This window comes from Candidatus Syntrophocurvum alkaliphilum (assembly GCF_009734445.1).
GTDB classification, from domain to species: domain Bacteria; phylum Bacillota; class Syntrophomonadia; order Syntrophomonadales; family Syntrophomonadaceae; genus Syntrophocurvum; species Syntrophocurvum alkaliphilum.
In genome coordinates, this window is record NZ_CP046457.1 from 1,693,883 (window position 1) to 1,714,804 (window position 20,922).

The 20,922-nt window shown below is 32.5% G+C and carries 19 protein-coding genes and 1 riboswitch; of the genes, 12 read left to right on the forward strand and 7 right to left on the reverse strand.

Features of this window, described 5'->3' with window-relative positions:
• Positions 1–25: 25 nt before the first annotated feature.
• Positions 26–1,375, reverse strand: a complete 1,350-nt coding sequence (locus tag SYNTR_RS08225; protein ID WP_197079068.1) for a cobyrinic acid a,c-diamide synthase CobB — start codon at positions 1,373–1,375, stop codon at positions 26–28.
• A 187-nt stretch (positions 1,376–1,562) separates the two neighbouring features.
• Positions 1,563–2,612: a nicotinate-nucleotide--dimethylbenzimidazole phosphoribosyltransferase gene (gene cobT / locus SYNTR_RS08230; protein WP_156204063.1), complete on the reverse strand. Its 1,050-nt coding sequence runs from the start codon at positions 2,610–2,612 to the stop codon at positions 1,563–1,565.
• Positions 2,613–2,825: 213 nt separating this feature from the next.
• On the opposite strand from cobT, the gene SYNTR_RS08235 reads away from it, so the two are divergent.
• The 11 genes from SYNTR_RS08235 to SYNTR_RS08285 all read left to right on the forward strand — a co-directional run bounded on the left by SYNTR_RS08235 (position 2,826) and on the right by SYNTR_RS08285 (position 11,397).
• Positions 2,826–4,361, forward strand: a complete 1,536-nt coding sequence (locus SYNTR_RS08235) for a cobyric acid synthase (protein ID WP_243140166.1) — start codon at positions 2,826–2,828, stop codon at positions 4,359–4,361.
• Positions 4,358–5,323 carry an adenosylcobinamide-phosphate synthase CbiB gene (gene cbiB, locus SYNTR_RS08240; RefSeq protein ID WP_243140167.1) on the forward strand — a complete coding sequence of 322 codons (966 nt, stop codon included), beginning with the start codon at positions 4,358–4,360 and terminating at the stop codon, positions 5,321–5,323. Before SYNTR_RS08235 ends, cbiB begins: the two co-directional genes overlap by 4 nt.
• A gap of 4 nt (positions 5,324–5,327) precedes the next feature.
• On the forward strand, positions 5,328–5,891 hold the full coding sequence (locus SYNTR_RS08245; RefSeq protein WP_156204064.1) for a cob(I)yrinic acid a,c-diamide adenosyltransferase: 564 nt from the start codon (positions 5,328–5,330) through the stop codon (positions 5,889–5,891).
• Positions 5,892–5,928: 37 nt separating this feature from the next.
• Positions 5,929–6,672, forward strand: coding sequence for an adenosylcobinamide-GDP ribazoletransferase (cobS, locus tag SYNTR_RS08250; protein ID WP_156204065.1), 744 nt, complete (start codon positions 5,929–5,931; stop codon positions 6,670–6,672).
• 97 nt (positions 6,673–6,769) lie between these two features.
• On the forward strand, positions 6,770–7,858 hold the full coding sequence (gene cobD / locus SYNTR_RS08255) for a threonine-phosphate decarboxylase CobD (protein WP_156204066.1): 1,089 nt from the start codon (positions 6,770–6,772) through the stop codon (positions 7,856–7,858).
• Positions 7,855–8,448, forward strand: a complete 594-nt coding sequence (gene cobC / locus SYNTR_RS08260) for an alpha-ribazole phosphatase (RefSeq protein ID WP_156204067.1) — start codon at positions 7,855–7,857, stop codon at positions 8,446–8,448. The genes cobD and cobC overlap by 4 nt, the downstream gene beginning before the upstream one ends.
• Before the next feature lie 42 nt (positions 8,449–8,490).
• A riboswitch (cobalamin riboswitch) is annotated at positions 8,491–8,676 on the forward strand.
• Positions 8,677–8,787: 111 nt separating this feature from the next.
• The gene (locus tag SYNTR_RS08265) at positions 8,788–9,402 is read left to right on the forward strand and encodes a CbiM family transporter (protein WP_156204068.1); all 615 of its coding nucleotides are present in this window, start codon (positions 8,788–8,790) and stop codon (positions 9,400–9,402) included.
• Between the two features lie 34 nt (positions 9,403–9,436).
• Positions 9,437–10,168 carry an energy-coupling factor transporter transmembrane component T family protein gene (locus SYNTR_RS08270; RefSeq protein ID WP_156204069.1) on the forward strand — a complete coding sequence of 244 codons (732 nt, stop codon included), beginning with the start codon at positions 9,437–9,439 and terminating at the stop codon, positions 10,166–10,168.
• Positions 10,165–10,773: an energy-coupling factor ABC transporter ATP-binding protein gene (locus SYNTR_RS08275; protein ID WP_197079069.1), complete on the forward strand. Its 609-nt coding sequence runs from the start codon at positions 10,165–10,167 to the stop codon at positions 10,771–10,773. The genes SYNTR_RS08270 and SYNTR_RS08275 overlap by 4 nt, the downstream gene beginning before the upstream one ends.
• Before the next feature lie 12 nt (positions 10,774–10,785).
• Positions 10,786–10,968 carry a hypothetical protein gene (locus SYNTR_RS08280; RefSeq protein ID WP_156204071.1) on the forward strand — a complete coding sequence of 61 codons (183 nt, stop codon included), beginning with the start codon at positions 10,786–10,788 and terminating at the stop codon, positions 10,966–10,968.
• 6 nt (positions 10,969–10,974) lie between these two features.
• Positions 10,975–11,397 (forward strand): hypothetical protein, encoded by a 423-nt coding sequence (locus SYNTR_RS08285; RefSeq protein WP_156204072.1) that lies wholly within the window; start codon positions 10,975–10,977, stop codon positions 11,395–11,397.
• Positions 11,398–11,477: 80 nt separating this feature from the next.
• Here SYNTR_RS08285 and SYNTR_RS08290 read toward each other — a convergent pair whose 3' ends face one another.
• The 3 genes from SYNTR_RS08290 to SYNTR_RS08300 all read right to left on the reverse strand — a co-directional run bounded on the left by SYNTR_RS08290 (position 11,478) and on the right by SYNTR_RS08300 (position 14,671).
• The gene (locus tag SYNTR_RS08290; RefSeq protein WP_156204073.1) at positions 11,478–12,647 is read right to left on the reverse strand and encodes a quaternary amine ABC transporter ATP-binding protein; all 1,170 of its coding nucleotides are present in this window, start codon (positions 12,645–12,647) and stop codon (positions 11,478–11,480) included.
• 22 nt (positions 12,648–12,669) lie between these two features.
• A complete protein-coding gene (locus SYNTR_RS08295) occupies positions 12,670–13,524 on the reverse strand; it encodes an ABC transporter permease (RefSeq protein ID WP_156204074.1) in 855 nt (284 codons plus the stop codon).
• Positions 13,525–13,654: 130 nt separating this feature from the next.
• Positions 13,655–14,671, reverse strand: a complete 1,017-nt coding sequence (locus tag SYNTR_RS08300) for an ABC transporter substrate-binding protein (RefSeq protein ID WP_156204075.1) — start codon at positions 14,669–14,671, stop codon at positions 13,655–13,657.
• Positions 14,672–15,045: 374 nt separating this feature from the next.
• On the opposite strand from SYNTR_RS08300, the gene SYNTR_RS08305 reads away from it, so the two are divergent.
• Complete coding sequence (locus tag SYNTR_RS08305) at positions 15,046–17,142, forward strand: S-layer homology domain-containing protein (RefSeq protein WP_156204076.1); 2,097 nt, start codon at positions 15,046–15,048, stop codon at positions 17,140–17,142.
• 59 nt (positions 17,143–17,201) lie between these two features.
• On the opposite strand, the gene SYNTR_RS08310 is transcribed toward SYNTR_RS08305, so the two are convergent.
• Together SYNTR_RS08310 and SYNTR_RS08315 are read right to left on the reverse strand one after the other, a co-directional pair.
• Positions 17,202–17,762 (reverse strand): hypothetical protein, encoded by a 561-nt coding sequence (locus SYNTR_RS08310; RefSeq protein ID WP_156204077.1) that lies wholly within the window; start codon positions 17,760–17,762, stop codon positions 17,202–17,204.
• Between the two features lie 406 nt (positions 17,763–18,168).
• Positions 18,169–20,892: a sigma 54-interacting transcriptional regulator gene (locus SYNTR_RS08315; RefSeq protein ID WP_156204078.1), complete on the reverse strand. Its 2,724-nt coding sequence runs from the start codon at positions 20,890–20,892 to the stop codon at positions 18,169–18,171.
• Positions 20,893–20,922 lie beyond the last annotated feature (30 nt).

Genomic DNA, 20,922 nt, shown 5'->3' on the forward strand with positions numbered 1-20,922 from the left:
TGTAACCTTTAATATTTTTAACATATCAATTATTGCAAGACCTTAAATAGTTTATTGCTGACTCTGGATTAGAACGGAAATGTAGATGTAAATAAGATCCTAATAAATTGCCATCTATATATCCTTCATTTTTGTTTTCTCTGTTTACTTGTATATATGCTGAACTCTCTTCTTTTAAATTTGTAATCTGAGAATAATGAAACTCATGTCCCTTTAAAAGATTACCCTTCTTACCAAGAATGGAATCAAATCTAGCCTCTGCTGTCACATAACCCAACGCAGCTCTTCCACCAGTTATTTCCACATCATACGGAATAATTCCTGCTCCATTCCATTTTTTCTTGTTTTTGTCTAAAATGTTTTTACATAGATAAATGTAACCACCACATTCAGCGTAAATAGGTAAGGAATTCTTATGTGCCCTAACAACGGATTCAATCATACTATGATTATTAGCTAATGAGGATAAATATTGTTCTGGAAATCCTCCCCCCAAATACAATCCATCTGCTAATGGTACATGTTTATCTCTCATCGGACTAAAATAAATCAGTTTGGCTCCTAACTCCTCTAAAAAATTCAAGTTATCCTGATAATAAAAAGTAAAAGCTTCATCTCTTGCTACTGCTATTCGTACTGGTATATAAGGATATTTTTTTAATGAAACTTGGTTATCTATTTGATCTAGATTTGAGGCAATTTTAAGTAGTGAAGATAAATCAATTTCTTCTTCAACAAATTTTGCCATTTGATCAATAGATACCCCCAGTTGATTATTTTCTTCTGCTGGAAGTAAACCTAAATAGCGCTCAGGCATCTTTATTTTCTCATTAGCCCTCAGGCATCCTAATACAACTATGCCCAATTCTTCTTCTATTCTGGTTTTTAGATATTTTTTATGATAATCACTACCAGCATGATTTAATATAACTCCCTTTAAATTTAATCGTGGTTCATAATCCATAAATCCTTTTATTAATGCTATGCAACTAGCTGCCATACCCTTAGCATTTATAACTAAAATTACTGGGGTGTTCAGTTTTATAGCAATATCCGCACTACTACCTTTGATTTTCTCATTACGCGCACCATCAAAGAGCCCCATAACCCCTTCTATAACTGCTATATCGGCATCTGCTATCTCCTTGAAAAATATATGCTTAATTACTTCTTCAGAACTCATCCAACTATCAAGGTTATGTGACTTGCGGTTACAAGCATGATAATGCAGACTCGGATCAATATAATCCGGTCCTACTTTAAACGGCTGTACCTTTAAGCCTTTTCTTTTTAAAGCTGCTAAAATCCCCAGAGTAAGAGTAGTCTTGCCCACCCCACTCTGCACCCCTGCAATTAAAACCCGAGGCTTACTCACAATTCCACCCAATTTCTATAGTTTCCTTACCTATATCTTGATTTTGGCTTAGCACTTATTATCTAAGTTATATTTTAACGTGTTCTATGCACCACGCCTTGCTACTTAAGGATTTAGATAAACAAGTTAGCTTATTATTAAGTTTTTGTAGTTACTTTTTGCAGCAGAAACAATATTTTTTAATAAACTAAGAACTTATTCCCGCTTCATCAAATGTAGCCATTTCGTGGACTATTTTTATGGCTGCTTCTAGTTGATTAGTTGCTAGAACTGCTCCAGTTCCTTCTCCTAAGCGTAAATCTAAGTATAGCATTGGCTTTAGCTCCATAAAATCTAACATAACCCTATGACCAGGTTCTTGAGATAGGTGAGATGCAAAAAGATAGTCCCTACAGTAAGCATTAAACTGTACCGCTAATAATGCCGCAGCACTTGAGATAAATCCATCTATTATTACTGGAGTTTTTCGAGCTATAGCTCCAAGTATTACCCCTGTTAAAGCAGCTATTTCTAGTCCACCTACTTTACTAACAATATCAAGAGGGTCTAATTTATTGGGTTTGTTTAATTCTATAGCTTTTTTAATGCTGTTTTTCTTTAGTGTAAAGCTTTCATTATTTACCCCTGTACCTCTACCTGTTATTTCATCTAGGTCATTTTCACTAACACAAGCTAAAATAGCACTACTAGCAGTAGTATTCCCAATACCCATTTCACCAGTTGCTATTAAGGTTGAACCATTATCTATTTCATCATTTACTAATTTAATTCCAATTTCTATTGCTTCAATAGCTTCCTCTTTAGACATCGCTGGCTCACGAGTCATGTTTTTAGTTCCTGACGCTATTTTATGCTGTTTAATTTTAGGAATCATAGATGTATCAGTTGCAACACCTATATCCGCAATAGCTATATCAAAACCTGCATGTTTTGAAAAAACATTTATTGCTGCACCTTCATTGGCAAAATTTTGTAACATTTGAGCTGTTACTTCTTGTGGAAATGCACTAACACCTTCTTCTACTACCCCATGATCAGCAGCCATGATCATGACCGTTTTCTTTCCTAGTTTGGGCTTATGATTTTCTTGAACAGATGCTAATTGGATAATTATCTCTTCTAAAACCCCTAAGCTTCCTGGAGGTTTAGTTAGGTTGTCCAAATGCTCTTTAGCCCTAATTCCTGAATCCGATTTAACCCTATGTATCTTGAACAAAGTACTTTTTAACAGCTCCATTACCCCTCATTCCCCTCATAATAATAAAGTAAATTTTAAAAAAACTCTGTCACCTTTCTCTTTATTCAGTTATTATTAAGAGAAAGATCCCGTACCAATTATTGTAATACTTTTACTAATAATAACAATAGTTATATCGAAAAAATATTTCTTAAATCTTTGTGCAAATAATTGTATATGTGAAATTCATTGTAATTAATAGGAGGAAAAAAAATGAGAGCTAAAACAATTATGTTACAGGGTACCTCTTCTAATGTCGGTAAAAGCCTTTTATGTACAGCTTTATGTAGATTTTTCAAGCAAGAAGGTTTTAAAACAGCTCCATTTAAAGCACAAAATATGGCTCTAAACTCTTTTGTAACTCCAGATGGTTGCGAAATTGGTAGAGCCCAAGGTATACAGGCTATAGCAGCTGGAGTTTTACCAAAACCAGAAATGAACCCTTTACTATTAAAGCCTAAAGAAGACATGGTAGCTGAAATAATTGAACTAGGCAAACCAGTAGCTCAATTGTCTGCAAGAGAATATAGAAGTTCTTACTTAAGTAATGCAGAACCATTGATTTTAGATTGTATTAATAAATTAAGAAGCGAATTTGAAGTATTGGTAATTGAGGGAGCCGGTAGCCCTGCAGAGATCAACTTAAAAGATAAAGATATAGTAAACATGAAAACCGCTGAATTAGCTGAAGCACCTGTATTATTAATAGCTGATATTGATCGAGGTGGTGTCTTTGCCTCTCTTATTGGAACTTTAGAGCTACTTGAACCAAAAGAAAGAAACAAAATTAAGGGCTTTATTATTAATAAATTTAGAGGAGACTTATCTTTACTACAGCCAGGTTTAGATTTTTTAGAAGCAAGAACTGGTATACCTGTATTAGGGGTTCTACCATATATGCATAATCATGGAATAGATGAAGAGGATTCTGTAAGCCTAGAAGAAAAAAGGGTTCTAGGAGATCCAAATGGTAATGTTCAGATAGCTGTAATCCAATTACCACGCATCTCTAATTTTACTGACTTTAACCCTTTATCTAGAGTTCCTGATCTATGTGTGCGATTTATTAAAGAAGGAGAAAAAATTGGAGATGTCGATGCTGTAATAATACCAGGAACTAAAAGCCCTATTGAGGATATGCAATATTTACGCAGTAATAGTTATGATCAAGAAATAATAGAATTATCAAACCAGGAACGGTTTGTCATAGGTATTTGTGGAGGATATCAAATGCTAGGTAATAAACTAATCGATCCTTTCGAGGAAGATTTACAAACTAGTGAAACTGATGGTTTAAACTTATTTAATTATGTCACCGAATATAAAAAAGATAAAACCGTACACCAAGTTGAAGCCATAATGGAATGTAATCAAGGATTTTTTAAATCCTTAAAAGGTGAAAAGGTTTTTGGCTATGAAATCCACCAAGGACACATAAAAGAAGATAACCTTAACCCTCTACTACATATTTATTCTCAGTCAGGAGAAAAAGTTAGGGTTATGGATGGACGAGCTAATAATACTGGAAAAGTTTTTGGAACCCATGTTCATGGTTTATTTGAAAACACAAATATTTTATTAGCACTAATCAATTCAATTCGTTATCAAAAGGGGCTTTCTCAGTTTAATGAAAGTGATCTAGGTCAATCCTCAGAAGATGAAAATTTTGATCAACTAGCTAATACACTAAAAAAATCCTTGAATATGCATAAAATTTTTGAGATTATGAATTTAGGGGATTCCAAATGATGGAAATAATTATAATATGTGCATTTATTCTTGATTTTATAATAGGTGATCCTCGATTTATTCCTCATCCAGTTATATATATTGGGAAAATCATAAATAAAAGCGAAATTTTCATTAGAAAAGTAGCTAAAAATACTTTAGCATTGAAAGTTAGTGGGGTGCTTTTAACCTTAGTTATTGTTTTAGGCACTTATATCTTTTTTGCCTCAATTATTTGGTTAGCTTTTTGGATACATAATTATCTAGGTATTATCATAAGTATCTTTATTCTTGCTCAAGCTCTAGCTGTAAAAAGTCTATATCAACACGCAATTAATATAACTAAACCCTTATCAAAAGGAAATCTCCCCCAAGCTAGAGAAGCCTTATCAATGATTGTGGGTAGAGATACTGATAATTTAGATGAAAAAGATATTACCCGAGCAACAGTAGAAAGTGTATCTGAAAACACTGTTGATGGTATAACCGCTCCACTTTTCTATGCTTTTTTAGGCGGACCACCATTAGCTATGGCATATAAAGCAATAAATACACTTGATTCAATGATTGGTTATAAAAATGAAAAATACCTACACCTTGGATGGGCTGCAGCTAGGTTAGATGATTTAGCCAACTATATTCCAGCTAGAATAACTGCTGCTTTATACCTATTAATTTCACCATTCACTCCAGGTGGATGGACTGGTGTTTGGCATACTCTATCTAGAGATGGTCAAAAACACCCAAGCCCTAACAGTGGTCTCTCAGAAGCTGCTGTAGCAGGAGCTTTAAATATTAAACTTGGTGGTAATAGTTGTTATAATGGATTAGAAAGAAGCTCCCCAGTTATTGGTAATGGAAATCATATATTACAGGTTAATCATATTAATCAATGTTTGAAAATCATGCTAGTAATTTCTATTTTAATGCTAACATTAGGGGTACTCACTACTTTTTTTATCCATAATCTTATAGGAGTTTGATGAAATGATACACATATATACAGGCAATGGAAAAGGTAAAACCAGCGCTGCATTTGGAGTAGCCATTCGAGCACGAGGTCATGACTTTAGGGTCCGAGTAATTCAATTCTTAAAAGGCAGCACCTATACAGGCGAATTATCTTCAGCTGAAAAACTAGGGATTGAAGTATTTCAGTTTGGTCGCACTTGTCCACATGCTGCAGTAATAAAAAGTGGATTTTTAAATTGTCAAAAATGTGGACAATGTTGGATTAAATTGGATAAGGCTGAAACAATTGATATAGAAAAAACCCAGATGGCATGGCAACTAACTTTAGATACGGTTACTAACGGCAAACATGATTTATTAATTTTAGATGAGATAATGAACGCTTATAATAAAAATTTAATACCACTTAACGATATCTTAAAACTATTAGAAGTGCTACCAGATAATTTAGATATTATATTAACTGGGAGAAACCCACCAAAAGAATTAATAGAAAAAGCCGATTTGGTTTCAAATATAACAGAGGTTAAGCACCCAGCCCGCATAGGTGTTCAAGCCAAACGAGGACTTGAATATTAACTAAATAAAACAAATTTAAAAAGGAATATTAAAAATTATGCTAAAAAGCTTTATATCAGCAACAACCTTTTTAACAACAATTCCAATTAAAGAAAAACGAATAGCCACTGAAAAAGAGCTGGCTAACTCACTATATTTTTACCCAATTGTAGGATTTATAATTGGCAGTATCTTGTGTATGCTTATTTTCTTAACTGAACCACTATCTCTAGGCCTAGCAGGTCACATGATTATTCTAACTATTTGGATCTTACTCACTGGCGGTCTCCATCTTGATGGACTTATGGATAGTGCTGATGGTTTATTAAGTCACCGAGAACAGAAGCAAAAGCTAGAAATTATGCACGATAGCCGGGTAGGAGCAATGGGAGCAATTGCATTAGTAATAATACTTCTACTAAAGCTTTCAGCATTAAACAGCTTAATGTTATTAGAATATTGGTGGGTTTTGCTTTTAGCACCTGCTATGGGAAGAACAGCTATAGTATTTGTTATTTGGATTTTTCCTTATGCTCGCAAGGAACCTGGTCTAGGATCTGTATTTGGGAAAACTTTATGGTATAAGCCTATTATAGCTTTAATAATTTTATTAATAGGAACTATTTTTTCTGCAGGTTATCTAGGTATAATGATTATTATTATCACCTTAGCTCTAGCATTATTAATAGCTTTATGGATTAATCAATCATTAGGAGGTCATACGGGTGATACTTATGGGGCTATGTGTGAAGTAACCGAGACGGTTTTCTTATTACTCACAATAATAATTCTTAAATTATAATGTACTTGAAAAAAGAATAAAATGGATTACGAGGTCTCTGCTCGTTTATATCCAGCCAAATTAAAATTAATAAATATATTATAATGGAGATTGTATTATGAATAATAATTTAGAGAAAAATTTATCACATGGTGGAAATGTATGGAAAGCAGCTGAAGAATTAGGGGTTAAAGTTCATGATATTATTGATTTTAGCGCTAGTATTAATCCTTTAGGCCCACCTACTTATGCTATAGAAGCTATACAAAACTATCTTAGATTAACTGAACACTATCCAGAACCCAGTGGCAAAGAATTTAAACTTACCTTAAAAAAGCATTTAGAAATAGATCCTAATAATATTGTATTAGGTAATGGTAGTATGGAATTAATCTATCTTATAAGTCGCCTATTTTATAAAAGACGAATCCTTACTTTAGCACCATCATTTTCTGCATATGGCAAAGGAATTAACAATCCTCAAATTATAAGAATCCCATTAGATAACAACAAGAATTTCAAATTACCTATTGGTGATTTGATAAGCAACATCCAACAAAATGACCTTATATTCATAGCTAACCCTAATAATCCCACCGGAAATGTATTTAAACGAGAAGACTTGCTTCACATTTTGCAAACTGCAGCTAAACTACAAGCAATACTAGTAATTGATGAAGCATTTATGGATTTTGTTACAGAGCAAAATGAATCATTGAAAGATTTAGTTTACAAGTATGATAATTTAATAATACTACGATCAATAACTAAATTTTTTGCATTACCTGGATTGCGTCTTGGTTATGCAATTGCTTCAGAAGAAATTATATCACTAATGGAAGATATACTTCCACCATGGCGCGTAAACACTCTCGCCCTAGCAGCAGGAAAAGCCTCTATTGAAGATTATGAATATATAGAAAAAAGCCACAAGTTAATAAAACAGGAAAAAGAATACTTACAAACACAATTAGAAAATCTAAAAGAATTGAAAGTTTATCCTTCAACTGCTAATTTTTTATTAATAGAAATATTAAATAGTAATATAACAGCAAATAGCCTACAGCAACATATAAAAAATAATAGTATACTAATTAGAGATTGTAGCTCTTTTCCAGGACTTAGCCCTTATTACTTTAGAATTGCAGTTAAAAGTAGAATATATAATGAAAAGCTAATAGAGCAAATGAGGTGTATTTTTAAGTGAAGGTTTTTTTATTAAGGCATGGAGAAACAAATTGGAATTATGAACAACGATATCAAGGACATACAGATATTCCCCTTAATGATATTGGTAAAGAACAAGCAAGAACTGTTGGTAAATACTTGTATAAAAAAGAAAAAATTGAAGCTATCTACTGTAGCGATCTTTCAAGAACAAAGGAAACTGCTGAAATTATAGCAGACTATTTAAGACTGCAAGTAAAATGTGATGCACGTTTTAGAGAAATGTCATTTGGAGATTGGGAAGGCAAGACTTTTACCGAAGTACACAATAATTATAAGGAAGAATTTAATGAGTGGGTTAAAGATACTCTCAACACAGTAGTACCAGGAAGTAAAGAATCATTTACTCAAGTTAGAGAGCGAGCCTTTACAAGCCTCGAAGAAATTAGCAAAAAACATAATGGAAATGTATTAATAGTTACTCACGGAGGAGTAATAAAAACACTTCTTTACTATATTGATCCCAAAAACGACATGTGGGAAACCTATATACAACCGAGTTCACTTTCAATAATAAATATAGAAAATGGTAAATTTCAAGTAATTTCGACTGGAATAACAGTAAAATAAGACAATTTTTTCTTGTTTTCCAAAACATAGTCATGCTAAAGTTAAGCATATAAAAAATTTGATAACTTTAATATCAAATTTAAAACAGGGAAGCTGGTGAGATTCCAGCACGGTCCCGCCACTGTATTGGGGAATTTTTTCACTCAAGCCACTGGTTATTTATTAACTGGGAAGGCGTGAAAAATAATGAACCTAAGTCAGGATACCTGTTTAATAATACTATCTCCTTAGTAGTACCTACGGTGTATAGGTAGGAGAAAACACATGCTATTTATACCCTGTACTACTTTGGTACAGGGTATTTTATTTGCACTATAATAAAAAAAGGAGGATAAGTCTTTGCACTTAAGTGATGGAGTTTTAACACTGCCTATTGTTGTAACTACTACTGTTGCAGCCGCTGGTCTTGTAGGATACTCATTAAAAGGAATTGAAGAACAAGATATTCCTCGTATTAGTCTTTTAACTGGTGCATTTTTTGCTCTTTCATCTATAAGTGTTCCGGTTGGCCCTAGTTCTGTTCATCTTTTACTAGGCGGTTTACTCGGTATCCTCCTTGGAAAAAAAGCTTGTATTGCCGTACTCATAGGCTTATTACTACAATTATTCTTGTTTCAGCATGGCGGACTGACAACACTAGGAGCTAATATGTTATTAGTTTCAATACCTGCATTAGGTGCATATTGGCTTTATAAAACCATAAAGATTAAATCCCGCTTTGCAATAGGATTTTTAGCTGGGTCTTTGGCAGTTATAGGAACATTAATACTAGTAATCCTTCTGTTATTTTTAAGCAACCCGGTCTTTGGTGAAGGATTATTTTCCGTAATAAATATCTTAGTTATAGGTCATTTACCTATTCTTTTAATCGAAGGTATAGTAACCGGTTTTGCAATTCAGTTTTTCTATAAAGTTAAACCTGATATATTAGAAACCCAAAAAGAAGCTATGTAGTTATAAGAAAAATTACAAAATTGGAGAGAGACAAATGATTTTAACAAGTCAAAATACCTCAGAATTCCATAATCATTTATGGGATATTCGAATTAAAATAGTTACACTTTTCCTGTTAGTGTTAGGAATAATAAGCTTAAATACACCTATAATGCTATTATTATCTCTTGTTTTTCTTTTGCTTTTAGCATTATACTCTGGCTTAACTATAAAATTTATGCTAACAAGAGTGACTGTTTTACTTCCTTTTCTTATCTTAATGTCAATACCTCTCTTGCTAGGAGGAGGCATTAGTGAAATACATTATCGCTATGAATTTGTCCTCTTACTTGTTTTAAAAGCATTAAGTTCTTTTATTGCTATGTTAATTATGGTTGCTACACAGCCCTTAGAAGAATTTTTACATGCATTAGGCCAATTAAAAGTACCAGCACCACTCATAAGTATTATTTTTTTAACATATCGTTATACTCTTCTTTTTATTAGTGAAATTAAAAGCACAAAAAATGCACTCCAAGCCAGACTATTTAAACCTAGTCTGCAAAATAATGCATTGCAAGTTTATGGAGAAATCTCAGGGGGGATGATTATAAAAGCTATAGATAGATCTGACCTCCTATATAGGGCTATGAGTACACGATGTTTTAATGGTACTATGCCTTTAGATAATCCTAAAAAGATATGTAAAAAAGACATCCTCACTTCTTCCATAATAGGAGTTTTGCTTATAATAATGTTTAGTGCAGAACGGTGGTGGATCATGTGAAAACCGTTGAAATTAATAAGTTAACTTTCAAATATCCTGATCAAACAATTGGAATCAAAGATTTAAATTTAGAAATTAATTCAGCAAAAAGGGTTGCAATACTAGGATCTAATGGAAGTGGAAAAACTACTTTGTTGTTTCACCTTTGCGGAATATTTATTCCCCAAAAAGGAAAAGTAAAGGTCTTAAACGAAGAAGTAAATAAATCAAATTTGAGAAAAATACGCGAAAAAGTTGGCTTCGTTTTTGATCATCCAGATTATCAATTATTTTCTACAAGTGTTTACAACGACATTGCCTTTGGCCCTATAAACCTAGGTTTAGATGAAAAAACAATAAAAAAAAGGGTGCAAAAAGCAATGAAACTTGTAAATATAGAAGATTTAGCAGCAAAATCCCCTTCTCGTTTAAGCTGGGGACAGAAAAAAAGAGTTGCTATTGCAGGTGTATTAGCTATGAATCCAAGCTTAATAATTTTTGATGAGCCATTATCAGGTCTTGATCCAGCCTCAATGCAAAGCTTTACCACAATTTTAAATCAGGTTTATGATCAGGGAAAAACAGTTTTTATAAGCACACATGATGTAGACTTTGCCTATAGCTAGGCAGACCATATAGTGATATTAAATAATGGAAAGATACTTGCTGAAGGCGCATCATCTTTATTAACAAATAAAAAGCTAATGGAAAGCGTTAGTTTAGACATTCCAGTATTAGTTAAAGTTTTTGAAGGGGTAGACTATTCACCTCGCACTATTACAGAAGCAAAAAAAATTATAAATAAAAAAATGGAGGCTTGATATTTAATGAAACGGATTAATATTAAAAAACTTACTACTATTTTTCTACTAAGCTTTTTTTGCTTAGCAGTACTAACCGCCCCAGTTTTTGGGCATTGTTTGCTTATTGAAGAAATTGAAGAAGGTAAAGTTAAAGTTTACTTTGATGATGGGACTACTAGTGAAAATATCGAAGTAACAGTTTTTGATGAAAAAGGAACAGAACTAACTATAGGAAATCCTGATGAAAACGGTTATTTCCGTTACTCTACCGATCTGGATGCATATGCTATTGTAGCAAATGATGGTGTAGGACACCTTGCTACATTAACTTTAGGTGAAGGTAAATCTGTTTCTCACTCTCATGGTAATAGAACCGTTCAAATAATTAGTATTGTCTTGATTTTTTCAGCTGTAGCTTTTTATTTTTATCGCAGAAAAAGTAAATAATAAATTATATAACTAATAAAGCGAGATATTTATTAAACATCTCGCTTTTTATTGTTAAAGTAACCTTGCTTTTTTAAAGACTAAGTTAAACCCGAAAGAATAGATACCCTTACTATAATTCCTAAAAATCTGTTGTTTTCATCTAATACTGCTATAGGATATTTGGTGTCTGTAGCAAGTGGTATAAGATCTTGAATATAGGCTTCCGGTTCTGTGGTAAAATAATCATGTTTTAAAATTTGTTCTAAAGTATAATTATTCTTGATTGCATCAATAGCATCATCCACAGTAACTATTCCTTTGAGTTCTCTGTTTTTATTAACTACAAAAATACTAGAAATATTATTTGCTCTCATTTCCTGCAGTGCCACACGGGGACCAGAATTAATAAAAGTCATTGCACTTGGTTTTACCATAATATTTTTAGCTTGCAAAACTTTAGAGCGGTCTATATCCTGTAAAAAATCTTTTATATAGTCACTAGCTGGTTCTGCTAATATTTCTTCCGGAGTACCTATCTGCTCAATTATCCCATCTTTCATTATCGCTACCCTATCCCCTAATTTAAATGCTTCATTAATATCATGAGTAATAAAAACTATAGTCTTTTGCAATTTAGTCTGTAAATCAATTAATTCTAGCTGCATATCACGACGAATCAGTGGATCAAGAGCACTAAAGGGCTCATCCATTAGCAATATACTAGGATCTTGGGCTAAAGCTCGAGCTAAGCCTACTCGTTGTTGCATACCACCACTTAGTTCATGAGGATAATGATATTCCCAACCTTCTAATCCCACTACTTTCAAGACATCGAGCACAACTTTTTGTCTTTCTTCCTTAGGGTTTTTTTTCACAGACAAACCATACTCTACATTTTCCATTACTGTCATGTGAGTAAATAGTCCAAAATTCTGAAAGACCATAGCCATTTTATTCTGTCTTAATTCCTTTAATTTTGCTTTGTTGTACTTTGTTATATCTTCACCATCAATATAAATACTGCCTGTTGTAGGTTTGTTCAACAGATTTAAACAGCGAATTAATGTAGATTTACCACTACCAGAAAGCCCCATGATTACAAAGGTTTCCTCTTCTTCTATGGTAAAAGAGGCATTATGCACCCCTATAGTATGCCCTCTGTCTTTTAAGATCTTTTCTTTGGATATCCCTTTGTTTAACTGCTTCAATACTGATTTAGGGGAGGGACCATATATTTTTGTTAAATTTTCAACCTTTATCTTTTCCATGTTTATATTCTCCTAAGTTTTCTTAGTTATTTTCTGAAGTTTGATTTTTTTGGCTTATCCCCTGGGTAAGCCTATCTATTACTATCGCTAAAATTACTATAGCTAGACCTGCTTCAAAACCTCTAGCTATATCTATTCGATTAATGGAAATCAGTACTTCTGAGCCTAAACCACCAGCTCCAATCATGGAACAAATAACTACCATAGCTAATGCCATCATAATAGTTTGATTAATACCTGCCATTATAGTAGGCATTGCTTGAGGTATTTGCACCCGAGTTAAAAGCTGCAAGGGGGAGGAACCAAAAGATATTGCCGCTTCCACCATTTCTTTGGATACCTCGCGGATACCTAAGTTAGTTAGCCTAATTACCGGGGGAATTGCATAAATCATAGTAGCAAAAATCGCCGGCACCTTACCCATACCAAATAACATCATAGCCGGAATCAAATAGACAAAACTAGGCATAGTCTGCATGGCGTCTAGTATTGGTCTCATAGCAGTTTCTACACCATCCTTATAAGCCATAAGTATACCGATAGGAATACCTAAAATAATTGATATTAAAACTGCTGTAAGAACTATAGCTATAGTTAACATCAATAGTTCCCATAAACCAAAAGATCCTATCAATGTAAATAGTCCGGCATATAGAAAAGCAGATACTAATCCTTTTATTCTCCAACCAAAAATAAACACTAGAGCTATAAATACCCACCAAGGTACCATTAAAACAAATTTTTCAATATTAATTAAGACATAAAGCACCCCTGAGGTTATAGCATCAAAAATATTTCCGTGTTCTAAAATTAGCCACATTATGAATTTTTCTACATAAATACCTAGTTCAAATCGTAAAAATTCGGGAAATTCCATTTTTTTGGTATTAAATTACGCCTAATTTAATACCCTCTCACCTCTCCCAGTTTATAATTTAATTGGAAATAGTTGGCCACTTATAACTGACCAACTATTTCTACATTATTTAACTAAATAAAAATTATTGCTATAGAGCTTGTTTTACCTTGTCTGCAACTTCAGCAGGAACCCAAGAGGTCCAGAGATCTTCGTATTCATTGAGGAACCATATTGCAGCTTCCTTTTCATTTGCATCATTTTCTTGCATATATAAAAGGGCCTCCCCTGTCATTTCACTACTAGTTTCATAATTTTTCAAAAATTCCATTACTTCGGGTTTTCTTTCTGGAAAATCCTGATGAACGTCAACATATACAGGTTGAGGTGGTAATTCACATAGATATCCTGAATCCCACAGCTCTTGATCAAAAGGCTCATCTTCTAGTAAAGTCATATCTAGCATACTTATTACCCAAGTAGGCTCCCAGTAATATCCAACCCAAGGCAATCCTCTTTCATAGGCTGTAATCATTGAAGTAGCTAAAGCTGTATCTGAACCTGGACTAAAATAGTTGTAATATTCTAACAGACCATAATTTTCAAGCTTCTCCCTAAAAATTTCATCTGTAGTCCAACCAGGTATAGATCCGTATATTCTGCCTTTGCCCGGCTCTTCTGGATCCTCAAAAACTTCCCAGTAATCCTTTAAATCTTTTACTGTCCTTAAGTCTGGAGTCATAGGTTCTATTCCTCTATCCGGATCCCCTTCAATCATATATGTAGGAACCCATAATCCCTCATAAGAACCATCAAAATTCAAAGAAGCCTGAACCACATCTCCTCTTTCTAGTGCTTCTTCATATATGTCTATACGATTATTACTCCAATTCTCCATAAATACATCTACATCGCCATCAGTCAATGCTTGGAAAATAGCATCACTAGAACCGCTTATTTCGTCAGTATTGTAATTATACCCTTCTTCAATAATAATACGGGCTACATGATTATGAACTTTAATGCTATCCCAATCTGCATTTCCAAAAGTTATCGTAGCTTGTCCATCTGTATCTTGTCCTCCACAGCCGGCCGTAAATAATAAGGCTGAAGATAACAAAATAACTAGCAACAAACTAAGATATTTTTTCTTTCTTAGACCAATCATACAAACTCCTCCTTAGTTAATTTTCTACAAAATAACACTTAATACATCATAGTTTATTTATTCTGTTTTGCATAATCATTAATTCTAGATAATAACTGTATTAAGTATTGAATCAACAATTTATTTTTAAATATCTCTGTTTCTTATTGCTTTTTTTTGGATTTTAAGTCAATCTGTAGCTTGTTACATTTAATTCCATATAGATATAGAATTATATAATCCTTTATTCTGCTGCAAAAAGTAACTACAACTTAAGGCTGAGCTAACTTTTTTCGCAGTGAAATCAATTATTTAATTTTTATTGATTTAGTGAAAGGATCCATCCATTTATGCATATAAACTAGTAAAGGATAATGTTGGGAGTGAAAAATTAAATGAAAAAATATCAAATCCTCATTGCATGTACTGTGTGCTTTTTCTTTTTTTTTCCGAGTATTGCTCTTGCCGATAAAGAGCTTACTGTTAGAGAAGCAATTGAATTAGTTAAAACAAAGATCGATATTCCTGAAGATGCTACTGAATTTAGGTCAAATTACAATGAAGTTAATGAAAGAGGCCAATGGGAATTAAATTGGCAAAGCGAAGATCAGCATATAAGGGTAAATGTTGATCAACAAACCGGTAATATTCATCGCATGTATAGTTATGACCGTACTGATGAAACTACACCTACTTTATTACCAAATGTATCTGAAGAAAAGGCATTTGAAACCGCTTATGAATTCATGAAACTAGCAATACCTAATCAGGTAGATCAATTAAAGTTTAAAGAAGAAAAAAACATAGAGCCTAGACCTCTAAGATTTAGGTCTCAATACACATTTCATTTTGAAAGAATAGTAAATGACATTACTTACGTTAATAATAGCGCTTCCATAAGCATTTGTACTACCACCGGAAACATAACTAATTATAATTTCAATTGGAACTATGATGCAGATTTTGTTTCCCCTGATAACTTAATTACCAAAGAACAAGCTAAAGAAGCTTTAGAGAGTGAAATATTTGAACTTATGTATTATAAGCCTTCTTATGCTGATGAAAAAGTAGTTTTAATCTACGGAATTAGAAATGTAAATCAAAAAATGGTTGATGCCAAAACTGGTGAACTTTATGGTTCTAATCAATATAGAAATTATGATAAAAGAGAGCTAGACGGTATGGTTGAGGAAGCAGCAGAAGGTAATTTATCACCTTTAGAGCTAGAAGAAGTTGAATTAATCGAAGGAATTATTCCTCAAGAGGAAGCAATAAAAGAAGCTTTTAAGTATTTTCCCCTTCATGAAGGTTTCGAATTAAGCCAAACTAGAATGTATGAAGATTATAGGGACTCTAGCAAAAGAAATTGGCACTTTCAATGGCGTAACAACGAAAATGCTACTGATATAAGTGGAAGGGTAACAGCAACAGTTGATGCTAACACTGGTGAAGTATATGCCTTTTCTAAAAATATTCATGATCGTGACAACCAAAGACCCCGCTACTCAAAAGATGAAGCATTAAAAATAGCTGATGAGTTTTTAAAAACCCATCAGCCACAAAAAAATAAAGAGATAAAATTACTTAATGATAATACAACTAATGTGATAGATGATTCATCACAAACTGCTAACTTCCGATATGTAAGATTAGTTGATGATATACCCTTTTATAATAATGGTTTTAACCTAAGTGTTAATCGAGTTACTGGTGAAGTTACTTCATATAGTTTTAACTGGTCAGATTATAACTTTCCTGATTCTAGTAACATAATTGATAAAGAAAGTGCTTTCAAAAAAATATTAAAGGCAAACCCTTTAGTGCTTAATTATGTTAATACTACTAATAATAATAAAATAAATTTATATTATCACCTTTCTAAAAATGAACCAGTTTATATCGATGCAGTTAATAAAGATTTATTAACAAATTCAGGTCAAATTTATGAAGAAAAAGACCTGGTTAAGTTTACCGATATAAAGAACCATCCTGCAGAACAAGATATTTCGTTACTTACACAGTTAGGTGTAATTAGTGGTAGTAACAACAAATTTTACCCTGACCAAAATGCAACCAATGCTGAATTTATCAAAATGTTAATTTTAGCTATGGGCGCTTCTCCAGGTGAAGGTAAAGAATTAAATTTATATAATGATGAGTGGTATGCACCCTATTATCAAACTGCTATTAATAGAAATATTATAGATTTAGATAATTTACCTGCACCCAATGATGACTTTAAAAGAATTACAGCTGCTCAGTTAATGGTTAATTCAAGAGGTTTAAATGAAATAGCAAGTTTTCATGATATTTTCAAATTTAATGTCAAAGACGCCAACAATATTACCAACGAAAACACAGGATATGCTGCCCTTTCATACAAATTAGGATATTTAAACATACAAGACAGCAACTTTTATCCTCAAAACGTTTTAACTAGAGCAGAAGCAGCTAGTACTATTATCGAATACATGCGTAATACTGAACGCTAATAGAGTGAACAAGGGACATGGGTTGTTATTTACTGCCCATGTCCTTTACTTATTAGACATTATCTTCGAACAACTCCCATCAAATCTTCAAATGCTCTTTTCATTTCTACACTAGGATATAAATCAGCTAAAGCTTCATAAGCCCTTACACTGCTATTATTAATTTGATTCTTTGTTTCACTAAAACTCAAAGCACCATTTAAAGCCTGTTGTTTTAATTCATCCACCTCTTGTAAAAACTCTAACAAGATATTTGTATAATATGGCTGAATCTGTTTAGCTTGCTCTTTGGATATAGTATCTTCTATAATTTTACCGCCATTTTCATAATATTTACGTAATACATTGTTTAAGTAGTTATCACTTAGTTTTTGAATTTCATTTTTAGTATCTAATTGATTAAAACCTAACTTTTTGTACAAATTGCTTTCAGGCTTTTGTTTTAATGGAGCTAATTCAAGATATATATCACCTGTACAATACTGAAAACTAATACCTAGAGCATATATTTCTCCTACGTTTCTAGGACATCTTACAGGAAGCCTACCTGCAATACTCGAAGTAGTCATTTTTTTAGTTTTTCTTTCTCCGCTCTTTCTTTCTTTTTGTAACATATTCATATATAAACCTCTCCTTTCAAATCTTAATGTTTCATCACTGCTTATTTGCCATATTATAATTGCAAGTCCCGTGCCAAAAATTAAGATTCGAAAGTGAAAATGTTAGCAAAAATTAAAAACGCCCATACATGAGCGTTTTTAAATAAAAAATTATTGAATTAAAAAGTTCAATAACAAAATTTCTTTATGATTAATATGTTAAAGTGTAATATAAGTGTAACAAAAGTGTTAACTCGAGAAAGCGGTGTTACACTTTTGTTACACTTTTTGTAACATATTAGGTTATTAACATAATAGGGTTTGGTTTAACTGCGAAAAGCTAAACTTAGACTATGGAATCGGCTGAGCAAACATGTTTGCTCAGCCTTGTGTTTTTGTAGTTACTTTTTGCAGCAGAATCAGGGTTTTAATTTCTAATATTAAATTCTTTCATTTTTCTATAAAGAGTAGTTCTGGAAACACCTAACTCAGTAGCAGTTTTACTAACATTTCCAGCATTTAAATTTAACGTATTGATTATTTTTTCCTTTTCTTGTTCAAATGCCACTAATTTACGTGCTTTTCTACTAGATAATGATTCTGAATTATCTAATGTAAATTCAGAGCTATTATTGTTTTCATTTTCTAGTTCTTTAATAGTAAAAATTTCTTTAGGAAGATGCCCTAAAGTTATAACACCATCATTAGCAACTAAAAGAGTTCTTTCTACTACATTTTGTAATTGGCGAATGTTCCCCGGCCAATTATATTCTTCAATTTTTTCTATTACCTCATGATCTATATGCCTTATAGTCCTGTTAAATTTAGGAGCCATTTCCTGCAAAAAGTGATTAAATAATATTTTTATATCACTTGATCTTTCTCTTAATGATGGAATATTTATTTGTATTACATTAAGTCTATAATATAGATCTGCTCTAAAACGTCCTTGTTCTATTAGTTTAAGCAAATTTTGATTAGTAGCAGCTATTATTCTAACATCTATATTTATTAGGTTGTCTCCACCCACCCTAGTTATCGCCTTTTCTTGTATAGCACGTAATAAGATAGCCTGCTTTTCTAGAGGCATATCTCCGATTTCATCTAATAAAAGTGTTCCTTTGTTTGCCAATTCAAATTTACCTGGTCTTCCACCTCGTTTTGCCCCTGTAAAAGCACCTTCAACATAACCAAATAGTTCACTTCCAACTAACTCTCTTGGCAATGCAGCACAGTTAACAGCTACAAATGGCCCATTACTGCGTGGACTAGCATTATGAATAGCTTGAGCAAATACTTCCTTACCTGCCCCACTTTCTGCTTGTAATAGGACATTAGACATATTAGTTGATGCTACCTTAGCTATTTCTATAGATTTTTTTATTTTTTCATGCTCACCAATAATGGAATTAAAATTAAAGTTAGCTTGTGCACCAGTAAATCTGTTTACTAGTTTCTGAACTTGAGTCATCGGTCTTATAATTAATGTAGCACCAATTATATTTTTATTAATATCTAATATTGGCTTACCTGAGCCAGTTACGTGGATTTTACTAGCTTTACTATCTATTAAAATTTCTACGTCATAAAATTCCTTTCCGGTTTCTAAAAGGTTACTAATCATAGATGCTTTATCTCCAACATGTGATCCCAATAGATCCTCAGCTAAACATCCTATTACTTTTTTAGCAGCCGGATTATAACGTGTAATTTTACCTTCATTATCTAATACTATAATTCCATCTGATATAGTATCAAATACATTAGTTAGCTCATTGTGTAGCTTAAACAATATATCCTGTTCAATACGCAATTCTTTTTCTTGATATAAATGACAATTTTCAGCCTTATTTAAACCATTAAATATAGCAACAGCCATTTGATAACATGAATTATAGCCACAAGCAGCACAATTTCTAAAATCTTTTTTCTCTTCTTTTTGTTTGTGCATCTTTTTATAAATCGACTCTAATTCATTTTCAGACGGTAGCTTCATTTTGTTACAATTAGATAAATCATGATAGTGCTGATAGCTAAAATCATATTTATTAATTACATTTGTTAAAAACTCTTGCAGCTCTTGTTTAGACTTATTATCTTTAGTACCCATCTCTGACCTTAAAGCTACAGCATGTTCAATCTCATCTATTGATTTGTCATGATTAATACAGCCTACTCCCATATTACAACCCTTTTCACATCCTAGGGCATCAACTATTAAAGGTACATTATTACTACCTTTAATAATTAACTTTTCTAAATCACTTAGATATTTTTCAAATACAATCGGTCCCTCAACCTTAGTAATTGCACTAGCAGGTGTATCAGGATAATGATATAGATAGCTTTCCTTTAATCCTCCAGGAGTAGAAAATTTAGTAGTAACTCCTGCCTGAGCAACAGAATCAAACTTACCATCATCTAGAGTTTCTATATTGATATTATTATCCTTAAAAATTCTGTCTAAGGATTGATAAGTTACATTGTAATCAACAGTTTTACTATCATCAAACTCCCTTCGCTTAGCTAAACAGGGAGAAATAAAAGCTAATTTTGCTTCAGGGTGAAGTGCTTTAACATAAACCGAAAGATTATAAACTGGGCTTCCTATAGGAGCCAAATGCTCTATTAAACGTGGATGTTGCAATTCAATATATTTGACCACAGCAGGACAGGGCTGTGCTATAATAGGAAATTTCACTTCATTATTTTTAATTGCTTTATGATAACAAGCTATTGCAATCTCTGCTCCAAGTGCTACATCATAAACTTTATTAATTCCTAGTTTTTTTAAAGCTGTAATTAATTTATTTAAATTAAAATTACTTTGGGCTGAAGGTGCAACTAATGCTATTACTTCTTCTTTATTCTTCAAGGTAGCTGTAAATTGGGCAACATCATCTATGGGTAGTCTAGCACTTTTTTCAGCATGCCCTTCTTGGCTCCTTATACATACTTCAATACAGCGCCCACAACCTATACATAAATTATTATTAAATCTTATTACATCCCCACTGCCATCACTACATATTTTAATTGGACAAACAGATATACATTGATGACAATTAGTACAATTTTCTTCTTTTATACCTATAACATCAACTAAATAATTCATGTTTTCACCTGCCCAACAACCCACATATATATTCAAAGTAATTGTACCTCACTAAATAAATTCTCT

Bases quoted from the DNA above. Each gene is read 5' to 3' on its own strand.
- cobT (WP_156204063.1), bottom strand. From the start codon at position 2,612: ATGGAGCTGTTAAAAAGTACTTTGTTCAAGATACATAGGGTTAAATCG.
- SYNTR_RS08235 (WP_243140166.1), top strand. From the start codon at position 2,826: ATGAGAGCTAAAACAATTATGTTACAGGGTACCTCTTCTAATGTCGGT.
- cbiB (WP_243140167.1), top strand. From the start codon at position 4,358: ATGATGGAAATAATTATAATATGTGCATTTATTCTTGATTTTATAATA.
- SYNTR_RS08245 (WP_156204064.1), top strand. From the start codon at position 5,328: ATGATACACATATATACAGGCAATGGAAAAGGTAAAACCAGCGCTGCA.
- cobS (WP_156204065.1), top strand. From the start codon at position 5,929: ATGCTAAAAAGCTTTATATCAGCAACAACCTTTTTAACAACAATTCCA.
- cobD (WP_156204066.1), top strand. From the start codon at position 6,770: ATGAATAATAATTTAGAGAAAAATTTATCACATGGTGGAAATGTATGG.
- SYNTR_RS08270 (WP_156204069.1), top strand. From the start codon at position 9,437: ATGATTTTAACAAGTCAAAATACCTCAGAATTCCATAATCATTTATGG.
- SYNTR_RS08285 (WP_156204072.1), top strand. From the start codon at position 10,975: ATGAAACGGATTAATATTAAAAAACTTACTACTATTTTTCTACTAAGC.
- SYNTR_RS08290 (WP_156204073.1), bottom strand. From the start codon at position 12,647: ATGGAAAAGATAAAGGTTGAAAATTTAACAAAAATATATGGTCCCTCC.
- SYNTR_RS08295 (WP_156204074.1), bottom strand. From the start codon at position 13,524: ATGGAATTTCCCGAATTTTTACGATTTGAACTAGGTATTTATGTAGAA.
- SYNTR_RS08300 (WP_156204075.1), bottom strand. From the start codon at position 14,671: ATGATTGGTCTAAGAAAGAAAAAATATCTTAGTTTGTTGCTAGTTATT.
- SYNTR_RS08305 (WP_156204076.1), top strand. From the start codon at position 15,046: ATGAAAAAATATCAAATCCTCATTGCATGTACTGTGTGCTTTTTCTTT.
- SYNTR_RS08310 (WP_156204077.1), bottom strand. From the start codon at position 17,762: ATGAATATGTTACAAAAAGAAAGAAAGAGCGGAGAAAGAAAAACTAAA.